16 protein-coding genes, 2 rRNA genes and 1 riboswitch are annotated in these 17,784 nt (G+C 69.3%); of the genes, 5 read left to right on the top strand and 13 right to left on the bottom strand.

Annotated elements, in window-relative coordinates; all coding sequences use genetic code 11:
* Positions 1 to 160: 160 nt before the first annotated feature.
* The 4 genes from modA to ACZ41I_RS03905 are packed head-to-tail and all read left to right on the top strand — an operon-like array spanning position 161 to position 3,462.
* On the top strand, positions 161 to 976 hold the full coding sequence (gene modA, locus ACZ41I_RS03920) for a molybdate ABC transporter substrate-binding protein (RefSeq protein ID WP_468513089.1): 816 nt from the start codon (positions 161 to 163) through the stop codon (positions 974 to 976).
* Positions 973 to 1,833: a molybdate ABC transporter permease subunit gene (gene modB, locus ACZ41I_RS03915; protein ID WP_468513088.1), complete on the top strand. Its 861-nt coding sequence runs from the start codon at positions 973 to 975 to the stop codon at positions 1,831 to 1,833. Before modA ends, modB begins: the two co-directional genes overlap by 4 nt.
* Positions 1,830 to 3,014, top strand: a complete 1,185-nt coding sequence (locus tag ACZ41I_RS03910) for an ABC transporter ATP-binding protein (protein WP_399763460.1) — start codon at positions 1,830 to 1,832, stop codon at positions 3,012 to 3,014. Before modB ends, ACZ41I_RS03910 begins: the two co-directional genes overlap by 4 nt.
* A 28-nt stretch (positions 3,015 to 3,042) precedes the next feature.
* Positions 3,043 to 3,462 carry a TOBE domain-containing protein gene (locus ACZ41I_RS03905; RefSeq protein WP_363219343.1) on the top strand — a complete coding sequence of 140 codons (420 nt, stop codon included), beginning with the start codon at positions 3,043 to 3,045 and terminating at the stop codon, positions 3,460 to 3,462.
* A 53-nt stretch (positions 3,463 to 3,515) separates the two neighbouring features.
* On the opposite strand, the gene gcvP is transcribed toward ACZ41I_RS03905, so the two are convergent.
* A complete protein-coding gene (gcvP, locus tag ACZ41I_RS03900; RefSeq protein ID WP_363219342.1) occupies positions 3,516 to 6,401 on the bottom strand; it encodes an aminomethyl-transferring glycine dehydrogenase in 2,886 nt (961 codons plus the stop codon).
* A gap of 173 nt (positions 6,402 to 6,574) precedes the next feature.
* A riboswitch (glycine riboswitch) is annotated at positions 6,575 to 6,669 on the bottom strand.
* A gap of 119 nt (positions 6,670 to 6,788) precedes the next feature.
* Between gcvP and ACZ41I_RS03895 the strand changes: the two genes are divergently transcribed.
* Positions 6,789 to 7,160 (top strand): PRC-barrel domain-containing protein, encoded by a 372-nt coding sequence (locus ACZ41I_RS03895; RefSeq protein ID WP_363219341.1) that lies wholly within the window; start codon positions 6,789 to 6,791, stop codon positions 7,158 to 7,160.
* On the opposite strand, the gene ACZ41I_RS03890 is transcribed toward ACZ41I_RS03895, so the two are convergent.
* From ACZ41I_RS03890 to ACZ41I_RS03835, 12 genes are all read right to left on the bottom strand, one after another.
* Positions 7,082 to 8,566, bottom strand: a complete 1,485-nt coding sequence (locus tag ACZ41I_RS03890) for a DNA polymerase IV (RefSeq protein ID WP_468317282.1) — start codon at positions 8,564 to 8,566, stop codon at positions 7,082 to 7,084. The two genes, ACZ41I_RS03895 and ACZ41I_RS03890, sit on opposite strands and share 79 nt — an antisense overlap.
* A 54-nt stretch (positions 8,567 to 8,620) precedes the next feature.
* Entirely contained in the window at positions 8,621 to 9,265 is a 645-nt protein-coding gene (locus ACZ41I_RS03885) for a MerR family transcriptional regulator (protein ID WP_363219339.1), read from the bottom strand.
* A gap of 231 nt (positions 9,266 to 9,496) precedes the next feature.
* On the bottom strand, positions 9,497 to 9,970 hold the full coding sequence (locus ACZ41I_RS03880; protein ID WP_026253112.1) for a bifunctional nuclease family protein: 474 nt from the start codon (positions 9,968 to 9,970) through the stop codon (positions 9,497 to 9,499).
* Positions 9,971 to 10,055: 85 nt separating this feature from the next.
* The gene (gene ftsR / locus ACZ41I_RS03875; RefSeq protein ID WP_363219338.1) at positions 10,056 to 10,793 is read right to left on the bottom strand and encodes a transcriptional regulator FtsR; all 738 of its coding nucleotides are present in this window, start codon (positions 10,791 to 10,793) and stop codon (positions 10,056 to 10,058) included.
* Between the two features lie 44 nt (positions 10,794 to 10,837).
* Positions 10,838 to 11,668 (bottom strand): FHA domain-containing protein, encoded by an 831-nt coding sequence (locus ACZ41I_RS03870; protein WP_363219337.1) that lies wholly within the window; start codon positions 11,666 to 11,668, stop codon positions 10,838 to 10,840.
* Between the two features lie 190 nt (positions 11,669 to 11,858).
* Positions 11,859 to 12,731 carry a DUF881 domain-containing protein gene (locus tag ACZ41I_RS03865; protein WP_399763472.1) on the bottom strand — a complete coding sequence of 291 codons (873 nt, stop codon included), beginning with the start codon at positions 12,729 to 12,731 and terminating at the stop codon, positions 11,859 to 11,861.
* A gap of 5 nt (positions 12,732 to 12,736) precedes the next feature.
* Positions 12,737 to 13,069: a small basic family protein gene (locus tag ACZ41I_RS03860; RefSeq protein WP_003988855.1), complete on the bottom strand. Its 333-nt coding sequence runs from the start codon at positions 13,067 to 13,069 to the stop codon at positions 12,737 to 12,739.
* A complete protein-coding gene (locus tag ACZ41I_RS03855; protein WP_363219335.1) occupies positions 13,066 to 13,983 on the bottom strand; it encodes a DUF881 domain-containing protein in 918 nt (305 codons plus the stop codon). Before ACZ41I_RS03855 ends, ACZ41I_RS03860 begins: the two co-directional genes overlap by 4 nt.
* Before the next feature lie 134 nt (positions 13,984 to 14,117).
* Entirely contained in the window at positions 14,118 to 16,613 is a 2,496-nt protein-coding gene (locus ACZ41I_RS03850) for a sugar phosphate nucleotidyltransferase (protein WP_468513087.1), read from the bottom strand.
* Positions 16,614 to 16,726: 113 nt separating this feature from the next.
* Positions 16,727 to 17,335 carry a CDP-alcohol phosphatidyltransferase family protein gene (locus ACZ41I_RS03845; protein ID WP_468513086.1) on the bottom strand — a complete coding sequence of 203 codons (609 nt, stop codon included), beginning with the start codon at positions 17,333 to 17,335 and terminating at the stop codon, positions 16,727 to 16,729.
* A gap of 107 nt (positions 17,336 to 17,442) precedes the next feature.
* Positions 17,443 to 17,559: ribosomal RNA gene (rrf, locus tag ACZ41I_RS03840) — 5S ribosomal RNA — on the bottom strand.
* Between the two features lie 84 nt (positions 17,560 to 17,643).
* A 23S ribosomal RNA gene (locus ACZ41I_RS03835) occupies positions 17,644 to 17,784 on the bottom strand; the annotation flags it as partial.

The following is a 17,784-nucleotide window of genomic DNA, read 5'->3' as shown; positions in this document are numbered from 1 at the left end:
CAAACGCACATGCAAGCTACAAGTCGTAACTCCGCAGCTCATGCGATGAGACAGGAGACTTACGGCTGGCAGATGCGGCAGTATCATCGCCGCACGGCCGGTCCCCCGGCCGTGTCAGGGCGCGACAGCTGTTCCGCAGAACCAGAGGAGTAGATCCGTGATGACCCGTTCCGTGCGCCGGACCCGGCGAGTGCTGCAGCTGGCCGGTGCGGGAGCCGCCCTGATGGCACTCAGCGCCTGCTCCTCCTCCAGTGACTCCTCCACCGAGCCGGCCAAGCCCGGCTCCGCCTCACCCAAGTTCTCGGGCACGGTCACCGTCTTCGCCGCCGCCTCCCTGAAGGAGAGCTTCACGACGCTCGGCAAGCAGTTCGAGCAGCAGCACCCGGGCACCAAGGTCAGCTTCAACTTCGGCGGCAGCGACATGCTCGCCGCGAGCATCACGGGCGGCGCCCCGGCGGACGTCTTCGCCGCCGCCAGTCCCAAGACGATGAAGATCGTGACGGACAAGAAGGACGCGGTCGGCACCCCGGCCACCTTCGTACGCAACCAGCTGGAGATCGCGACCCTGCCGGGCAACCCGGACAAGGTGTCCTCCCTGAAGGACCTGACCAAGTCCGGTCTGAAGGTCGTGCTCTGCGACAAGACCGTGCCGTGCGGTGCCGCCGCGCAGAAGGCCCTGGACGCCGCCGAGCTCAAGCTCACCCCGGTGTCCTACGAGCAGGACGTCAAGAGCGCCCTGAACAAGGTGGAGCTGAAGGAGGCCGACGCCGCGGTCGTCTACCAGACCGATGTGAAGGCCGCGGGTGGCAAGGTGGAGGGCGTGAAGTTCCCCGAGTCCGCCAAGGCCATCAACGCCTACCCGATCGCCCAGCTGAAGAACGGGCAGAACGCCGAGGCCGCCAAGGCGTTCATCACCCTCGTACAGTCCGCCGAGGGCCAGAAGGTGCTGATCGAGGCCGGGTTCCTCAAGCCGTGACCTCGCTTCACAAGCCCGGCGTCGCGGCCGGCCCCCGCACGGGCCGGCCGCGGCGTCGGCGCGTCGGCGCGGGGGTCCTGCGCGGAGTGCCGTTGCCGCTGCTGCTGCCGGGCGTACTGGCGCTGGCGTTCCTGCTGCTGCCCCTGCTCGCGCTGCTGGTCCGCGCGCCCTGGCGCAGCCTGCCGGACCAGCTGACCAGCACGGAGGTGTGGCAGGCACTCCAGCTGTCCCTGGTCAGCGCCACCGCGGCGACGGCCGTGAGTCTCGTGCTGGGCGTGCCGCTGGCGTGGCTGCTGGCCCGTACGGAATTTCCCGGCCGGGGCCTCGTACGGGCTCTGGTGACTCTGCCCCTGGTCCTGCCTCCGGTGGTCGGCGGTGTCGCCCTGCTGCTGGCCCTGGGCCGCAACGGGGTCATCGGCAAGTGGCTGGACGCCTGGTTCGGGATCACCCTGCCGTTCACCACCACCGGGGTCGTGATCGCGGAGGCGTTCGTGGCGATGCCGTTCCTGGTCATCAGCGTCGAGGGCACCCTGCGCGCGGCCGACCCGCGCTTCGAGGAGGCGGCGACCACGCTCGGCGCGTCCCGGTTCACCGCGTTCCGCCGGGTCACCCTGCCGCTCATCGCTCCCGGCATCGCCGCGGGCGCGGTCCTGGCGTGGGCACGGGCGCTCGGCGAGTTCGGGGCGACGATCACCTTCGCCGGCAACTTCCCCGGCCGCACCCAGACCATGCCTCTCGCGGTCTACCTGGCCCTGCAGAACGACCCCGACGCCGCCATCGCCCTCAGCCTGGTCCTGCTGACGGTGTCGATCGCGGTGCTGGCGGGTTTGCGAGACCGTTGGATGACGACACCATGACCACTCCTCGCCCCGCAGCCGCCGACGGCGCTCAGCCCCCGCAGGGGCCACCCGTACCCGACGACAAAACCTGCACGGGCGGTGCGGGTGGCAACCCACAGCCGGCCGAAGGCCGGCATCCCACCAGGCATGCGCACCCGACGACCGGCCTGGACGCCCACCTCGTCGTGGACCGCCCCCCTTTCCGCCTGGACGTGCCCCTCACCGCCGCCCCCGGAGACGTCGTCGCGCTCCTCGGCCCCAACGGTGCCGGCAAGACCACCGCCCTGCGCGCCCTCGCCGGCCTCACCCCCCTCACCGACGGCCATCTCCGCCTCGACGGCGCGGACCTGGATCGCACTCCCCCGGAGTCCCGCCCGGTCGGCGTGGTCTTCCAGGACTACCTTCTCTTCCCCCACCTGTCCGCCCTCGACAACGTCGCCTTCGGCCCGCGCTGCCAAGGCACGACGAAGGCCGAGGCCCGCGCACAGGCCGCGGCCTGGCTGGAGCGCATGGGCCTCGCCGACCACGCGGGCGCCAAGCCCCGCCGTCTCTCCGGCGGCCAGGCCCAGCGCGTGGCCCTCGCCCGCGCCCTGGCCGTCGGCCCCCGACTGCTGCTCCTGGACGAACCGCTCGCCGCCCTCGACGCCCGTACCCGCCTCGAGGTCCGGGCCCAACTCCGCCGCCATCTGGCCGAGTTCGAAGCGGTCGCCGTCCTCGTCACACACGACCCGCTGGACGCCATGGTGCTCGCGGACCGGCTGGTCGTCATAGAGCACGGCCGGGTCGTCCAGGAGGGCACCCCGGCGGACATCGCCCGCCATCCGCGCACCGACTACATCGCCCAGCTCGTCGGCCTCAACCTCTACCGGGGGCAGGCGGACCGGCACACGGTACGCCTCGATGCGGGACCCTCGATCACCACCATGGAAGACCTGTCCGGCCCGGTCTTCGTGGCCTTCCCGCCCAGTGCCGTCACCCTGTTCCGGGACCGCCCCACGGGTGCCAGTGCCCGTAACCTGTGGCGCTGCGAGGTGGCCGGGCTGGAGACGCACGGCGACCAGATCCGCGCCGACCTCCGCGGTGAACTCCCCCTCGCCGCCGACCTCACCACGATCGCCGCCGCCGACCTGGACCTGCACCCCGGCACATCCGTCTGGGCGACGGTCAAAGCGGCGCAGACACACGCATACCCTGCCTGATCGGGCAGGCACTCTACCGTGAGTGCCCATGACCCTCAGCATCCGCAACCAGCTCACCGGCACGGTCACCGCGATCCAGCCGGGCGAGGCCATGGCCACCGTCAAGCTCCGTCTCGACGGTGGGCAGACCCTCACCGCGGCCATCACCAAGGAGTCCGCCGAGGACCTCGCCCTCGCTCCCGGCTCGTCCGTGCGGGCCCTGGTCAAGTCGACCGAGGTCTCCCTCGCCACCCACCGCGTCGAGGGTCTGTCGATCCGCAACCAGCTCCCCGGCGCGGTCATCGGCCTCACCACCGGCGCCGCGATGGCCTCCGTGAAGATCTCCGTGCCCGGCGGTGAACTGACCGCTGCCATCACCAAGGACGCCGCCACCGACCTGGGTCTCTTCGTGGGCTCCGACGTGGTCGCTCTCATCAAGGCGACCGAGGTGTCCCTGGCGACGGCCTGACACGGCGAGGGCCCCGCCCGGAAACCGGACGGGGCCCTGAGAGCCACGCTCGCTCAGTCCTCGTACGCGTCCAGCGGCGGGCAGGAGCAGACCAGGTTGCGGTCGCCGAAGGCCTGGTCGATACGGCGCACCGGCGGCCAGTACTTGTCCGCGGCCGAGACACCGGCCGGGAAGACGGCCTCGTCGCGGCTGTAGGCGTGCGTCCACTCGCCGCCGAGCGCGGCGGCCGTGTGCGGGGCGCCCGACAGCGGGTTGTCCTCCGCCGGCCACGCGCCGGAACCGACCTTCTCGATCTCCGCGCGGATGGCGATCATCGCCTCGCAGAACCGGTCCAGCTCGGTGATGTCCTCCGACTCGGTCGGCTCGATCATCAGCGTGCCGGCCACCGGGAAGGACATGGTCGGCGCGTGGAAGCCGTAGTCGATCAGGCGCTTGGCCACGTCGTCCACGCTCACGCCGGTCGCCTTGGTCAGCGGGCGCAGGTCGATGATGCACTCGTGCGCGACCAGGTTGCCGGGGCCGGTGTAGAGCACCGGGTAGTGCGGCTCCAGGCGCTTGGCGATGTAGTTCGCCGAGAGCACGGCCACCTGCGTGGCGCGCTTGAGGCCCTCGCCGCCCATGAGGCGGACGTACGCCCAGGAGATGGGCAGGATGCCCGCGGAGCCCCAGGGCGCGGCCGAGATCGGGCCGACGCCCGTGTCCGGGCCCGCCTCCGGCTGCAGCGGGTGGTTCGGCAGGTACGGCGCCAGGTGCGAGCGGACCGCGACCGGGCCGACGCCGGGGCCGCCGCCGCCGTGCGGGATGCAGAAGGTCTTGTGCAGGTTCAGGTGGGAGACGTCACCGCCGAAGTGGCCCGGCTTGGCGAGGCCGACCAGGGCGTTGAGGTTGGCACCGTCGACGTACACCTGGCCGCCGGCCTCGTGGACCTGGGCGCAGATGTCGGCGACGTGCTCCTCGAACACACCGTGCGTCGACGGGTAGGTGATCATCAGCACCGCCAGCTCGTCGCGGTACTGCTCGATCTTGGCGCGCAGGTCCTGGACGTCGATCTCGCCGTCCTCGGCGGTCTTGACGACGACGACCTTCATGCCGGCCATCACGGCGCTGGCGGCGTTGGTGCCGTGCGCGGAGGACGGGATCAGGCACACGGTGCGCTGCTCGTCGCCGTTGGCGCGGTGGTAGCCGCGTACGGCCAGCAGACCGGCCAGCTCGCCCTGGGAACCGGCGTTCGGCTGCAGGGAGACCTTGTCGTAGCCGGTGACCTCGGCGAGACGTTCCTCCAGCTCGCGGATGAGCGTGAGGTAGCCCTCGGCCTGCTCGGCGGGCACGAACGGGTGCAGCTGGCCGAACTCGGGCCAGGTGACCGGCTCCATCTCCGTGGTCGCGTTGAGCTTCATGGTGCAGGAGCCCAGCGGGATCATGCCGCGGTCGAGCGCGTAGTCGCGGTCGGCCAGCTTGCGCAGGTAGCGCAGCATCGCGGTCTCGGAGCGGTACTGGTGGAAGACCGGGTGGGCCAGGTAGGTGTCGGTGCGCAGCAGTGCCTCGGGCAGGGTGTCCTCGGCGGTCGCGTCCAGCGCCTCGATGTCGGCCTCGACGCCGAAGGCGGAGAAGACGGCGGCCAGCTGAGCCCGCTTGGTCGTCTCGTCGCAGGCGAGGGAGACGTGGTCGGCGTCGACGAGCCGCAGGTTGACGCCACCCGCCCGGGCGGCGGCGACGACCTCGGCGGCCCTGCCGGGCACGCGCGCGGTGAGGGTGTCGAAGTAGGCGCCGTGGACGATCTCGACCCCGCCGGCCTTCAGGCCCGCGGCGAGGATCGTGGCGTACCGGTGCGTGCGCCGGGCGATGGTCTTCAGACCCTCCGGCCCGTGGTAGACGGCGTACATGCCGGCCATCACGGCGAGCAGCACCTGCGCGGTGCAGATGTTGCTGGTGGCCTTCTCGCGGCGGATGTGCTGCTCACGGGTCTGCAGCGCGAGCCGGTAGGCCTTGTTGCCGTCGGCGTCGACGGAGACGCCCACGAGGCGGCCGGGCAGGCTGCGCGCGAACTTCTCGTGCACGGCCATGTAGCCCGCGTGCGGACCGCCGAAGCCCATCGGCACACCGAAGCGCTGGGTGGTACCGACGGCGATGTCCGCGCCCAGCTCACCCGGCGAGGTCAGCAGGGTCAGCGCCAGCAGGTCGGCGGCCACGGTGACCAGGGCACCCAGCTCGTGCGCCTGGTCGATGACCGGCTTGATGTCCCGTACGGCGCCGGAGGCTCCCGGGTACTGGATCAGCACGCCGTTGATCTCGCGCTCGGCCACCTCGGCCGGAATGCCCTCGCTGAGGTCGGCGACGACGACCTCGACACCGGTGGGCTCCGCGCGCGTCTCGATGACGGCGATGGTCTGCGGCAGCGCGTCCGCGTCGACCAGGAACAGGCCCTTCTTGTTCTTGCCCATGCGCCGCGACAGGGCCATCGCCTCGGCGGCGGCCGTGCCCTCGTCGAGCAGGGAGGCACCGGAGGTGGGCAGGCCGGTGAGGTCGGCGACCACGGTCTGGAAGTTCAGCAGGGCCTCGAGCCGTCCCTGCGAGATCTCCGGCTGGTACGGGGTGTACGCGGTGTACCAGGCCGGGTTCTCCATGACGTTGCGCAGGATGACCGGCGGGGTGAAGGTGCCGTAGTAGCCCAGGCCGATCATGGAGTCGAGGACCTGGTTGCGGTCGGCGAGCGAGCGCAGCTCGGCGAGCACCTCGGCCTCGGTGCGGGCGCCCGGCAGATCGAGGGCGTCGGCGTTCTTGATCACATCCGGGACCGCGGCGGCGGTCAGCTCGTCGAGGGAGCCGTAGCCGACGTGCGCGAGCATCTTGGCCCGCGCCTCCTGGTCGGGCCCGATGTGGCGCTGCTCGAACGGGATGCCCGCTTCGAGCTCCGAGAGCGGAATGCGGTGGGCGGTCATTGCGGAGGCCTCCTGGTCTGACGCGACCTTCGAGGGGCACCACGGCGCGGGTGCCCCGACGGCCTCCCCCTCTGTCATCTCAACCTGAGAGCTTCACCGGGCCCCGAGAGCCCCGGCTTTCACCGTCGGTGAGAGCGGAAGCCGTCGACACCCGCTCTGCTTTCCAGAGTGACCTCGTCCGTGCGGTACGTGAGCCTGAGAGATTCCGGGGAGGATTTGCTCCTTCGGCGCCTCCGAGGTGGTCGGAGGACTCTCCCGCACGGGGTCAGCAGCCGCTGTCAGCCTACCAGCGAGGTCAACGCCCGAGCCTTCGAGTGGCCGCCTCCCTGATTGTGCTCTTTCGTAGTGGTTACGGATGAGTTGCGACCAAGTGGAGGGAGAGGGACCGTGCAGACCGAGATCGATCCGCGCAACCTGATCGGCCGCAAGGCGTTCGACCGCAATGGGACCAAGATCGGCACCATCGACGAGGTCTACCTCGACGACGCGACCGGCGTGCCCGAGTGGGCGGCCATACGCACCGGCCTGTTCTCCCGGGACGCCTTCGTCCCCCTGGAGCCCAGTGAACTGATCGAAGGCTCCCTCCACGTCCCCTTCGACCGCGCCCTGATCAAGGACGCCCCCGACTTCGGCGTGGGCCGCCATCTCTCCCCCGAACAGGAACTCCAGCTCTACCACCACTACGGCCTCGACGTGACCCCGCCCCCGTCGGTCCCGGACCACGACTTCGGCAAGCTGGCGGGTTCGGAGGAGACCTGAGGCCTCTCGTCCTGGCCTCGCCCCGGCGCCGGCCGCTCCTCGTCCCCGTCCGGCGTCGGACGCTCCTCATGGGCGGAATCCGAAACCAACGGCAATGGATCGGCCGACTCCAGCGCGGGATCGTCGACAAAGAACGTCCGCACCCGTCCCGGAGGGGACTGCGGCGTTTCGAACCGCACGGTCACCCGCCCCAGTCCACTGCCCTGCACCCACCCGTGCCCGTACTCGGCATGCCGCACATCCTGCCCGGCACGCCAGTGCCGTTCGACAGACTCCGGCCGCTCCACCATGACCTCGACCGCGCCCTTCTCCGGCTCTTCTGCCGAAGGCACGGGCATGGCCTGGGCGAACAGGTCCTCCTGGGTGTAGTCGGCGAGCCCGGAGACACCCACGCCGAGCAGCCGTACCCCGCCCGTGGTGTCCACGGAGTCCAGCAACCGCGCGGCTGCCTCCCGCACGACCGCCGGATCGTCCGTCGGTCCCCTGAGCGTCTCCGACCTGGTCAGCGTCGAGAAGTCGTACCGCCGCACCTTCAACACGATGGTCCGCCCCGACAGCCCGGCCTCGCGCAGCCGCCCCACACACCGGTCGGCGAGCCGCTGCACCTCAAGGCCGATCCTCAGCCGGTCATGGATGTCCACGTCGTACGTGTCCTCGACCGACACCGACTTCGCCTCGCGCTCGGCCACCACGGGCCGCTCGTCATGGGCCAGGGCCATGGCGTACAGCGCATGCCCGTGGGCCTTGCCGAGCAGCCGGACCAGTTCGTCCTCGCCCGCTTCCGCCAGTTCCTCGACCGTCGTGATCCCGGCTCTGCGCAGATGGTCGCCGGTGGCCGGGCCGACCCCGGGCAGGGTCCGCACCGGCATGGGCCCCAGCAGGGCCCGCTCGGACCCCGGCTCGATGAGCACCAGGCCGTCCGGCTTGGCCTGCTCGGAGGCGATCTTGGCGAGCATCTTGGAGGCGGCGAGCCCGACCGAACCGGTGAGCCCGGTGACCTCCCGGATGTCCGCGCGGAGCCTGATCCCGGCCAGCCGCGCCGACTCCTCGTCCCAGGCCGTCCCCCCGGCCTCCAGGTCCACGAACGCCTCGTCCAGACTGAGCGGCTCCACCAGCGGTGACAGCTCCCGCAGCAGCGCCATCACCTGTTCGCTGACCGTCCGGTACAGGGTGAAGCGCGGCACCAGATAGGCGGCGTTGGGCGCCAGCCGGCGGGCCTGGGCCATGGGCATCGCCGAGTGGACCCCGAAGGCCCGTGCCTCGTACGACGCGGTGGCCACCACCCCGCGTGGTCCGAGGCCGCCCACGACGACCGCCTTCCCGCGCAGGCTCGGCTTGGATGCCTGCTCCACCGAGGCGTAGAAGGCATCCATGTCGAGATGCAGGATCGTGGGCGTGTTTCTCACATCTCCGATGCTGCACCACGGCACTGACAATGCCCGGCCCCGGAAGGGGCAGCGTCAGACCGCCCGGTTGCGGCGCCGCGCCAGCTCGTCCGCGGGGTTGTGCCCGACGAGGGTCTCGCCCGTGTCGATGCGCTCGCCGTGCAGCTGGGAGAGTGCGCTTTCCACGTCCCGCCACACCACGCCGACGGCGATCCCGAAGATGCCCTGACCGCCCTGGAGCAGGGCGTGGACCTCGTCCGGCGAGGTGCACTCGTAGACCGTTGCGCCATCGCTCATCAGGGTCATCCGCTCCAGGTCGCGGAAACCGCGTTCTCTGAGGTGCTGCACGGCCGCGCGGATGTTCTGCAGCGAGACCCCGGTGTCCAGGAAGCGCTTCACGATCTTCAGGACGACCACGTCCCGGAAGCTGTACAGCCGCTGGGTGCCCGACCCGTAGGCGGGCCGCACGCTCGGCTCGACCAGGCCGGTGCGGGCCCAGTAGTCGAGCTGCCGGTAGGTGATGCCGGCTGCCGCGCAGGCCGTGGGCCCCCGATAGCCGATCTGCTCGGATGTCATGGACGCCGCCCCTCCGCCGTTCGGCACCGCCGTCGGCCGTTGCGGAGCGTGATCCACCGCGCTGCTGTGAACCGGGTACGGACCGCTCTCCCCGAAACCGCGCACGGGAGCACCCCCAGCCGTACCGTCGCCGCTGGTTCTCACGCCGACCTCCGTCCTTGACCTGCCTTCACGACGGTAGGCAGTCACCAGGGGTGCGTCAACGATCGCCACACTCGGCACGCCGAGTGATAATCACCCTAGGAGTGGTTTCCCGTGTCCCGCCGCGGGGAAAGGCTAGCCGAATGCCTTCGGGGGAAGCCGTAGGACGCTCTCAATGGCCGGTGGCACATGCCCGTCCCACCAGGAGGATCGGCACTTACCGGCCGCTCCTGATCACTGGCTGCTGGTGCCGAAGTCCTCGGGCGAGATCTGGTCGAGGAACTCGCGGAACTTCTCCACTTCGTCCTCCTGCTCGTCCGGAATGGCGATACCGGCGTCGTCCAGGACCGTGTCACTGCCGTAGATGGGCGTCCCGGTGCGCAGGGCCAACGCTATGGCATCGGAGGGGCGGGCGCTGACCTCGACGCCGCTGGCGAAGACCAGCTCCGCGTAGAAGACGCCTTCCCGCAGATCGGTGATGCGTACTTCGGTCAGCTCCTGGCCGACGGCCTCCAGCACGTCCTTGAACAGGTCGTGGGTCAGTGGCCTGGCGGGGGCCATGCCCTGCTGGGCGAAGGCGATCGCCGTCGCCTCCCCCGGCCCGATCCAGATGGGGAGGTAACGATCGCCTCCCACTTCGCGCAGGAGCACGATCGGTTGGTTGGAGGGCATTTCGACCCGGACACCTACGACATCGAGCTCGTTCACACAGCAACCCTAGGCCGTGCCCGGGACGTTTGGGTAGTCGGGCCGGGAACAGCTGCCCGATCCGGCCGCCGGGGAGCCGCCGAGCTCAGGGCAGCCGCACGCCGAGAGCGGTCTGCACGAGGGCCGCGTGCAGCTTCACGGTGAGCGCCGCCAGCTCCTTCGTACGGGCCTCGGCATGTGCCCTGGTCTGCGGGTTGCGGTGGCGCTTGAGCGGGGCGACCACCTGGTCGACGAGTCCGGCTTCACGGTCGGCGGCGGCCTTCATCACCCTCAGGTGGCGCGGCTCGATCCCGAAGCGGCCCAGTTCGGCGACGAGCGAGGCCACGGTGACGGCCTCGGCGTCGTACACCCCGTCCTCCAGGGGAGCGATGAGGCCGTACGACTCCCACTCCTTCAGCTCACCCTCGTCGATGTCCGCGGCCGCCAGCAGCTCGGCCCTGCCCACCCGGGCCACCGTGGGCGCCCCGGGCGGTTCCGGAACGTCTTCCGCGGTGCGCTGACGCCCCACGAGGGGGAGCTGGACGGCCTCGCCCCGCTCCATGGCGTCCAGCCGCTCGCGGATCACCTTGAGCGGCAGATAGTGGTCCCGCTGCATCCTCAGCACATGAGCCAGCCGCTCGACATCCCCGGCGCTGAACTTGCGGTACCCCGAAGGGGTCCGCTGCGGCTCGATGAGCCCCTCGGCCTCCAGGAAACGGATCTTGGAGATGGTGACTTCGGGAAACTCGTCACGCAGCACGTTCAGCACCGTGCCGATGCTCATCAGCCCACTGTCCCTGGCGGCGGTACCGCTTCCGGCACCGCCGCTCGGTGTTTGAAGCATGGACCTTCCCTGGGAGTCCCCCCGGACGCCGGTCCGGGGGCGGGTCAGATGCCCTGCCGGCTCGCGTAGAACACCAGCCGGTACTTGCCGATCTGCACCTCGTCACCGTTCGACAGAGCGACCTGGTCGATCCGCTCGCGGTTGACGTACGTGCCGTTCAGACTGCCCACGTCGGCCACGGTGAACGAGCCGTCCGGGGAACGCCGGAACTCCACGTGCCGGCGCGAGACCGTGACGTCGTCCAGGAAGATGTCGCTCTGCGGATGACGGCCCGCCGTGGTCAGGTCGCTGTCCAGCAGGAAGCGGCTGCCCGAGTTCGGTCCCCGGCGCACCACCAGCAGCGCCGAGCCCAGCGGCAGCGCGTCCACCGCGGCCTGCGCCTCCGGCGACAGCATCGGCATCTGCGTCTGACCGGTGACCTCGGAGTCGTAGGCCTCCAGACCGGAGATCGAGATCGTGGACGTCGTCTCGGAGGCACGCTCCGGCGCCACTCCCGGGCGCAGCGGCGCACCACAGTTGGAACAGAAGCGCGCGTTCTCCGCATTGCGGTTACCGCACCTCGTACACACCAGGGCCGACATGGACGGATCCTCCTGCTGCGGCTGCCCCGCCGGGGCATGGGACGCGTACGGACCGGGGGCGAACCCTCCGCCCGCACCTGAGGTTGACGGTTGCCCGAAACCTATGCCGCCGGACTGGGCAGGGTCAACCGACGCCCCGCCCTGACCTCCGGAAATGTCACCGCCCGGACCAGCGACCTGGTCCCGGAACAGCGGGCGCTGGCCCTCCGCGTCAGGCTGTGCGCGATGCCGAGCGGTCGCGTTGCCGCTGCCCTCTCGTGCGCTCTTGCCGAACAACTTCGCAAACAACTTCACGGGCGATTCCCCTTGACCGAAACAGACCCGCCCGTGGGGCAGGACGAACCCTGATTGCCTACACCGGCCGAGCCGGACATTCTCACAACGTCCGTATCCACCAGACAGTTTCCACCACGCACCACCCCTTCGGTGCGCCGACCCCCCGCAACCTCATGCCCCTGCCGGATGTCCCCCATGCACCACCGGTTCACTGGGAGGACGACCGAGCGTAGTCAGGCCGCTTCGCCTGTCGCAAGGCGTCCACGACGATCTTGTCCGACTGCTGAACGGTCACCGTGGCCTGCTCCTTCTCCAGCGTCTGCACCACGCCTCCTGGGATGTTCAACGCCGGCTCCAGGTCCTGCGGCTTGCCGATGACCTTGAAACGATAGGGGGCGTTGATCTTGTTCCCGTCGACGCCGACACTGTCGCCGGCGTCCGTGAAGTAGGTACCCGCGACCACCCGTACCCCGTTGACCTGGATCGCCTCCGCGCCGGCCGCACGCAACTCCTGGATCGCGTCGAGCAGCATGTCCGCCTTGACCGTCCCCTTCGTGTCCTCGATCGTCATCGTGATGCCGGGACCCTGCGCCGCCACGGTGCCCGCGAGAATGCCGAGTTGCTTCTCCTTCTCGGCCGTCTGCTTGCGGGCCTCCGCGGCCCGGTCGGAGCTGCTCTGCAGTTCCTGGCGCTGCTTTTCGAGTCCCTGCTTCTCGTCCTCAAGACGCTGAGTACGCGAATCGAGTTCATCGAGGATGCGAACAAGATCTTCCTGACGGGCGCCGCGCAGCGCGCTGTCGCTGTCGCTGTTGGACGCCACCTGCACCGCCAGCCCGAAGCCGAGGCCGAACAGCAGTACAGCGACGATCAGTTGGGCCCGGGTGACCCGCGGCGGCCACAGCCCCTTGACCAGCCGCTGCCTGCCGGTCAGCGCTTCCTGCGTCCTCGGCTCGGGCCCGGGCTCGGGTTCCGGTGCCCGCGCGGGCACCTCCTCGGGCAGCTCCTTGCGCAGCTTGTGCTCCGACTTGTCCGGAGTATCCCGCTTCTCCGGCTGCTCGTTCCGCTCGTTCTGCTCGCTCATCGGTGTCACGCCCGGAACACGTGCCGCCGGATGGCCGCGGCGTTGGAGAAGATCCGGATACCCAGGACCACCACGACACCCGTGGACAGCTGCGCACCCACGCCCAATTTGTCACCCAGGAACACGATCAGCGCGGCGACGACCACGTTCGACAGGAACGACACCACGAAGACCTTGTCGTCGAAGATGCCGTCGAGCATGGCCCGCAGACCGCCGAACACGGCGTCCAGTGCCGCCACGACGGCGATCGGCAGATAAGGCTCGACAACCGCCGGAACCTCGGGCCGGACCAACAGGCCGGCCACGACTCCCACGACGAGGCCCAGTACGGCGATCACGATGTGCCCTTCTCAGTCTTCTCGGTGCTCGGCTGTGCTGTGCGTACGATCACACTGGGTGCGGCGGGCAACCGTACGTCGCCCTCGGTGGAGATGGTGGCGCGGATGCCGAAGTTCTGCTCCAGGGCATGCAGATACAGGCCGTCGGCGCTGTTCTGGAACCCGTTGCTCAACTTTTTCCCGTCGCCCACCGCCAGCACCGTGTACGGCGGCACCAGCGGCCTGTTGTCGACCAGTATCGCGTCCCCCGCGGCCCTGATCGCGGACAGGGCGGTCAGCCGCTGACCGTTGATGGAGATGGCCTCGGCGCCCGACTCCCACAGCCCGTTGACCACGCGCTGCATGTCCCGGTCGCGGACCCGGCCGGTGTCGGAGAACCCCGAAGTCTCCCGCGGATTGGTGCCGTCACCGCCGGAGCTGGCCTCCTTGGCGTCGTTCACCACGAGCTTGACGCCCGGCCCATGGACCGCGGTGGCGCCCGACAGAACGTCCACCAGGTCCGCCTGCGTGCTGCCGCCGGTCGACTTCAGCGCCGCCCGCTGGCGCGCGCCGACCTCGTCACGCAGCGTGTCGACGGTCCCCTCCAGCTTGTCCGCGGCCGCGGTCTCACTGTCGATGCGGTCGATCAGCTCCTGACGCTCCTTCGCCACCACGGGCGCCGCCGCCCGCGTCTGGGCCGCCCCGACGGTCACGACCAGCGCCGCAAGGACGAGCCCGGCCGCGAGGCCCAGCTTCGCCCTGAGGGTCCTGGGCAGCCCGCTCTCACCCTGGGACTTCCTCCGGGCGGCGGCCTCGGCGTACCCGTCGTCGAGGCTGTGGTCCATGACGTTGGTGATCAACGACATGGAGGCGTCCGGGCGCTGCGGCCGCGTGGGGCTGCTCCGAACGGGGGGTTGCTGCGGCATGCCGCACATCGTCGCATGTCGCGACCAGTACCTCCGAACGGCCCCACCGGCGTGCCGGACAGGCCCCCTTGGGGACACTTGTCCGGCACGCGCGCGTGCGTGGGTTTTGCCGTCCGGTGGCGCGGCCTCCCTTACGCCTGGCCCTACCTCCCGGCACTGTCCACGACGGCCGACCACTCGTCGAGCAGGGCCTGTGCCGAGGCGTCGTCGGGCCCCTCGGCCCACAGATGGGTGACGGCCTCGGCCGGGTCGGGCAGCACCATCACCCAGCGCCCGTCCGTCTCCACCACCCGCACACCGTCGGTCGTGTCGACAAAGCGATCCCCGGCCGCCTCGACCACCCGCCGCATGACCAGACCCTTGACGGCCCACGGTGTGGCCAGGTCCCGCTTGAGGACGTGCGCCCGCGGGATCCGCGCGTCGATCTGGCTCAGCGTGAGCTGCGTGCGCGCCACCAGCCCGATCAGCCGTACGAAGGCCGCCGTACCGTCGTAGACACTGCTGAACTCGGGGACGATGAACCCGCCCTTGCCGTCACCTCCGAAGATGGTGCCCTCCTCGCCGCCGACCCGTGTCAGGTCGTCGGGCGAGGTGGTGGTCCACTCCACCTGGGTGCCGTGGTAGGCGGCCACCTGCTCGGCGATCCGGGTCGTGGTCACCGGCAGCGCCACCCGGCCGCTGCGCCGCTCCGCGGCCACCAGGTCCAGCATCACCAGCAGCGCGCGGTCGTCCTCGATGATCCGGCCCTTTTCGTCCACGAGCGACAGCCGCTCGCCCACGGGGTCGAACCGGACACCGAACGCGGCCCCCGAGGACGCCACTATCTCCCCGAGCCGGACCAGACCGTTGCGCCGCATCTCGCCCGTCTCCGTGGGCCGGGACTCGTCGAGACCGGGGTTGATGGTCAGCGAGTCCACGCCGAGCTTGCCCAGCAGGCTGGGAAGCACCAGCCCGGCACTGCCGTTCGAGGCGTCGACGACGACCTTCAGACCCGACTCGGCGATCCCCGTCGTGTCGACATTCCGCAGCAGCGACCCGGTGTACGAGTCGAAGACACTGGCCGGGAAGTACAGGTCGCCGATCTCACCGGGGAACGCCCGCCGGTACTCCTGTCGCGCGAAGACCCGGTCCAGCTTGCGCTGGCTGCCCTGCGACAGGTCGGCGCCGTTGCCGTCGAAGAACATGATGTCGACCGAGTCCGGCACACCCGGCGAGGTGCGGATCATGATGCCGCCGGCACTGCCCCGCGCGGTCTGCTGCCGGGCCACGGGCAGCGGCACGTTCTCCAGGTCGCGTACGTCGATGGCGCTGGCCTGCAGCGCGGAGATGACCGCCCGCTTGAGCGCACGGGCGCCTCGGGAGTGGTCGCGGGCCGTGGTGACCGTGGAGCCCTTCTTGAGGGTGGTCGCGTAGGCGCCGGCCAGCCGCACGGCCAGCTCCGGTGTGATCTCCACGTTCAGGATGCCGGACACGCCGCGGGCGCCGAACAGATGGGCCTGTCCTCTGGACTCCCAGATGACGGAGGTGTTGACGAAGGCGCCGGCCTCGATGGTCTTGAAGGGGTAGACCCGGACGTTGCCCTGAACGATCGATTCCTCACCGATCAGACACTCGTCGCCGATGACCGCGCCGTCCTCGATCCGCGCGGCACGCATGATGTCGGTGTTCTTTCCGACGACACAGCCGCGCAGATTGCTGTGCTGCCCGACGTACACGTTGTCGTGCACCACGGCCTTGTGCAGGAAGGCGCCGCTCTTGACGACGACATTCGAGCCGACGACGGTGTGCTCGCGGATCTCGGCGCCGGCCTCGACCTTCGCATAGTCGCCGATGTACAGCGGTCCGCGCAGTTCCGCATCGGGATGCACCTCGGCGCCCTCCGCCACCCACACGCCCGGCGAGATCTCGAAGCCGCCGATGTCGACGTTGACCTTGCCCTCGAGCACGTCGGCCTGGGCCTTCACATAGCTCTCGTGGGTGCCGACGTCCTCCCAGTAGCCCTCGGCGACATAGCCGTAGATCGGCTTGCCTTCCTTCATCAATTGCGGGAAGACATCGCCGGACCAGTCGACCGGAACATCCGGTTCGACGTAGTTGAACACCTCGGGCTCCATGACATAGATGCCCGTGTTGACCGTGTCGGAGAAGACCTGCCCCCAGGTCGGCTTCTCCAGGAAGCGCTCGACCTTGCCTTCCTCGTCGACGATGGTGATGCCGAACTCCAGCGGATTGGGCACCCGGGTCAGACAGACCGTGACCAGCGCGCCCTTCTCCTTGTGGAAATTGATCAGCTCCGTGAGGTCGAAGTCGGTCAGCGCATCGCCGGAGATGACGAGGAAGGCATCGTCCTTCAACGCCTCTTCGGCGTTCTTGACGCTTCCGGCGGTACCGAGTGGCTTCTCCTCATTGGCATAGGTGAGCTCCATTCCGAGCTCTTCGCCGTCGCCGAAGTAGTTCTTGACGAGCGATGCCAGGAACTGGACGGTGACTACGGTCTCGGTGAGCCCGTGCCTTTTGAGCAGCCGTAGCACATGCTCCATGATCGGGCGGTTGGCCACGGGCAGGAGCGGCTTGGGCATGCTAGAGGTCATGGGGCGCAGGCGGGTGCCTTCGCCCCCGGCCATCACGACGGCCTTCATGTCGGAAGCGTCCTCCTCCAAGAGACGACGGTCTAGCCGACTTCACCCGTCCAGATTGTCCCGCACTTTTGCACCACGGGCCATCGAGGCGTACGTCCGGACAATCGCCGAGCTCAATCGGCCATGGCGTCCGCACGAACCAATCGGCGGACCTGTACCACGTAGAGCACTCCTGCCCACCAGTAGAGGGTTGTACCCCATCCGGCGAACGCCCATCCGAAAATAGCAGCGACTGACGCGATCCACGTGCTTCCGTCGCTGAGGAGCAGCAACGGGAAGGCGTACATCAAGTTGAAGGTGGCGGCCTTCCCGAGGAAGTTCACCTGCGGCGGCGGATACCCGTGCCGGCGAAGGATGCCCACCATCACCAGGAGCATCAGCTCTCGCGCCAGCAGGAGGGCGGTCAACCAGATCGGGAGGATCTCCCGCCACGTGAGACCTACCAGCGTCGAAAGCACGTACAGCCGGTCGGCGGCGGGGTCGAGGAGCCGGCCGAGGCTGCTGATCTGATTCCAGCGCCGGGCGAGCTTGCCGTCCAGATAGTCACTGACCCCGCTGAAAGCCAGCACGAGAAGAGCCCAGCCGTCGCTGTGGGGGCCCCCGAACTCGGGCCTGAGGATCAACCACAGGAAGACGGGTACGCCGACGAGCCGTGCCATGCTGAGGATGTTGGGGATGGTGAGGACCCGGTCTGTCTGGACACGGGTCTCCTGGACCTCCACCCGGGGGCCTCCTGTGCGAAACGAGCCAACGATGCCCCCTGACCCTACCTCAACGCAAAAAAGCTCCGGCCCCTGGGCAGTACCCAAGAGCCGGAGCTGTAAAAGGAGTTCGGCGGCGTCCTACTCTCCCACAGGGTCCCCCCTGCAGTACCATCGGCGCTGTGAGGCTTAGCTTCCGGGTTCGGAATGTAACCGGGCGTTTCCCTCACGCTATGACCACCGAAACACTATGAAACTGACAACCGCACCATGTGTGGCACATGGGGCTGTTCGTGGTTTCAGAACCAACACAGTGGACGCGAGCAACTGAGGACAAGCCCTCGGCCTATTAGTACCGGTCACCTCCACCAGTTGCCTGGCTTCCAGATCCGGCCTATCAACCCAGTCGTCTACTGGGAGCCTTACCCCATCAAGTGGGTGGGAGTCCTCATCTCGAAGCAGGCTTCCCG

This window comes from Streptomyces sp. NPDC030799, assembly GCF_055572255.1.
The sequence above is the reverse complement of the archived record's forward strand: the minus strand, read 5'-3'. Positions and strand labels throughout refer to the sequence as shown.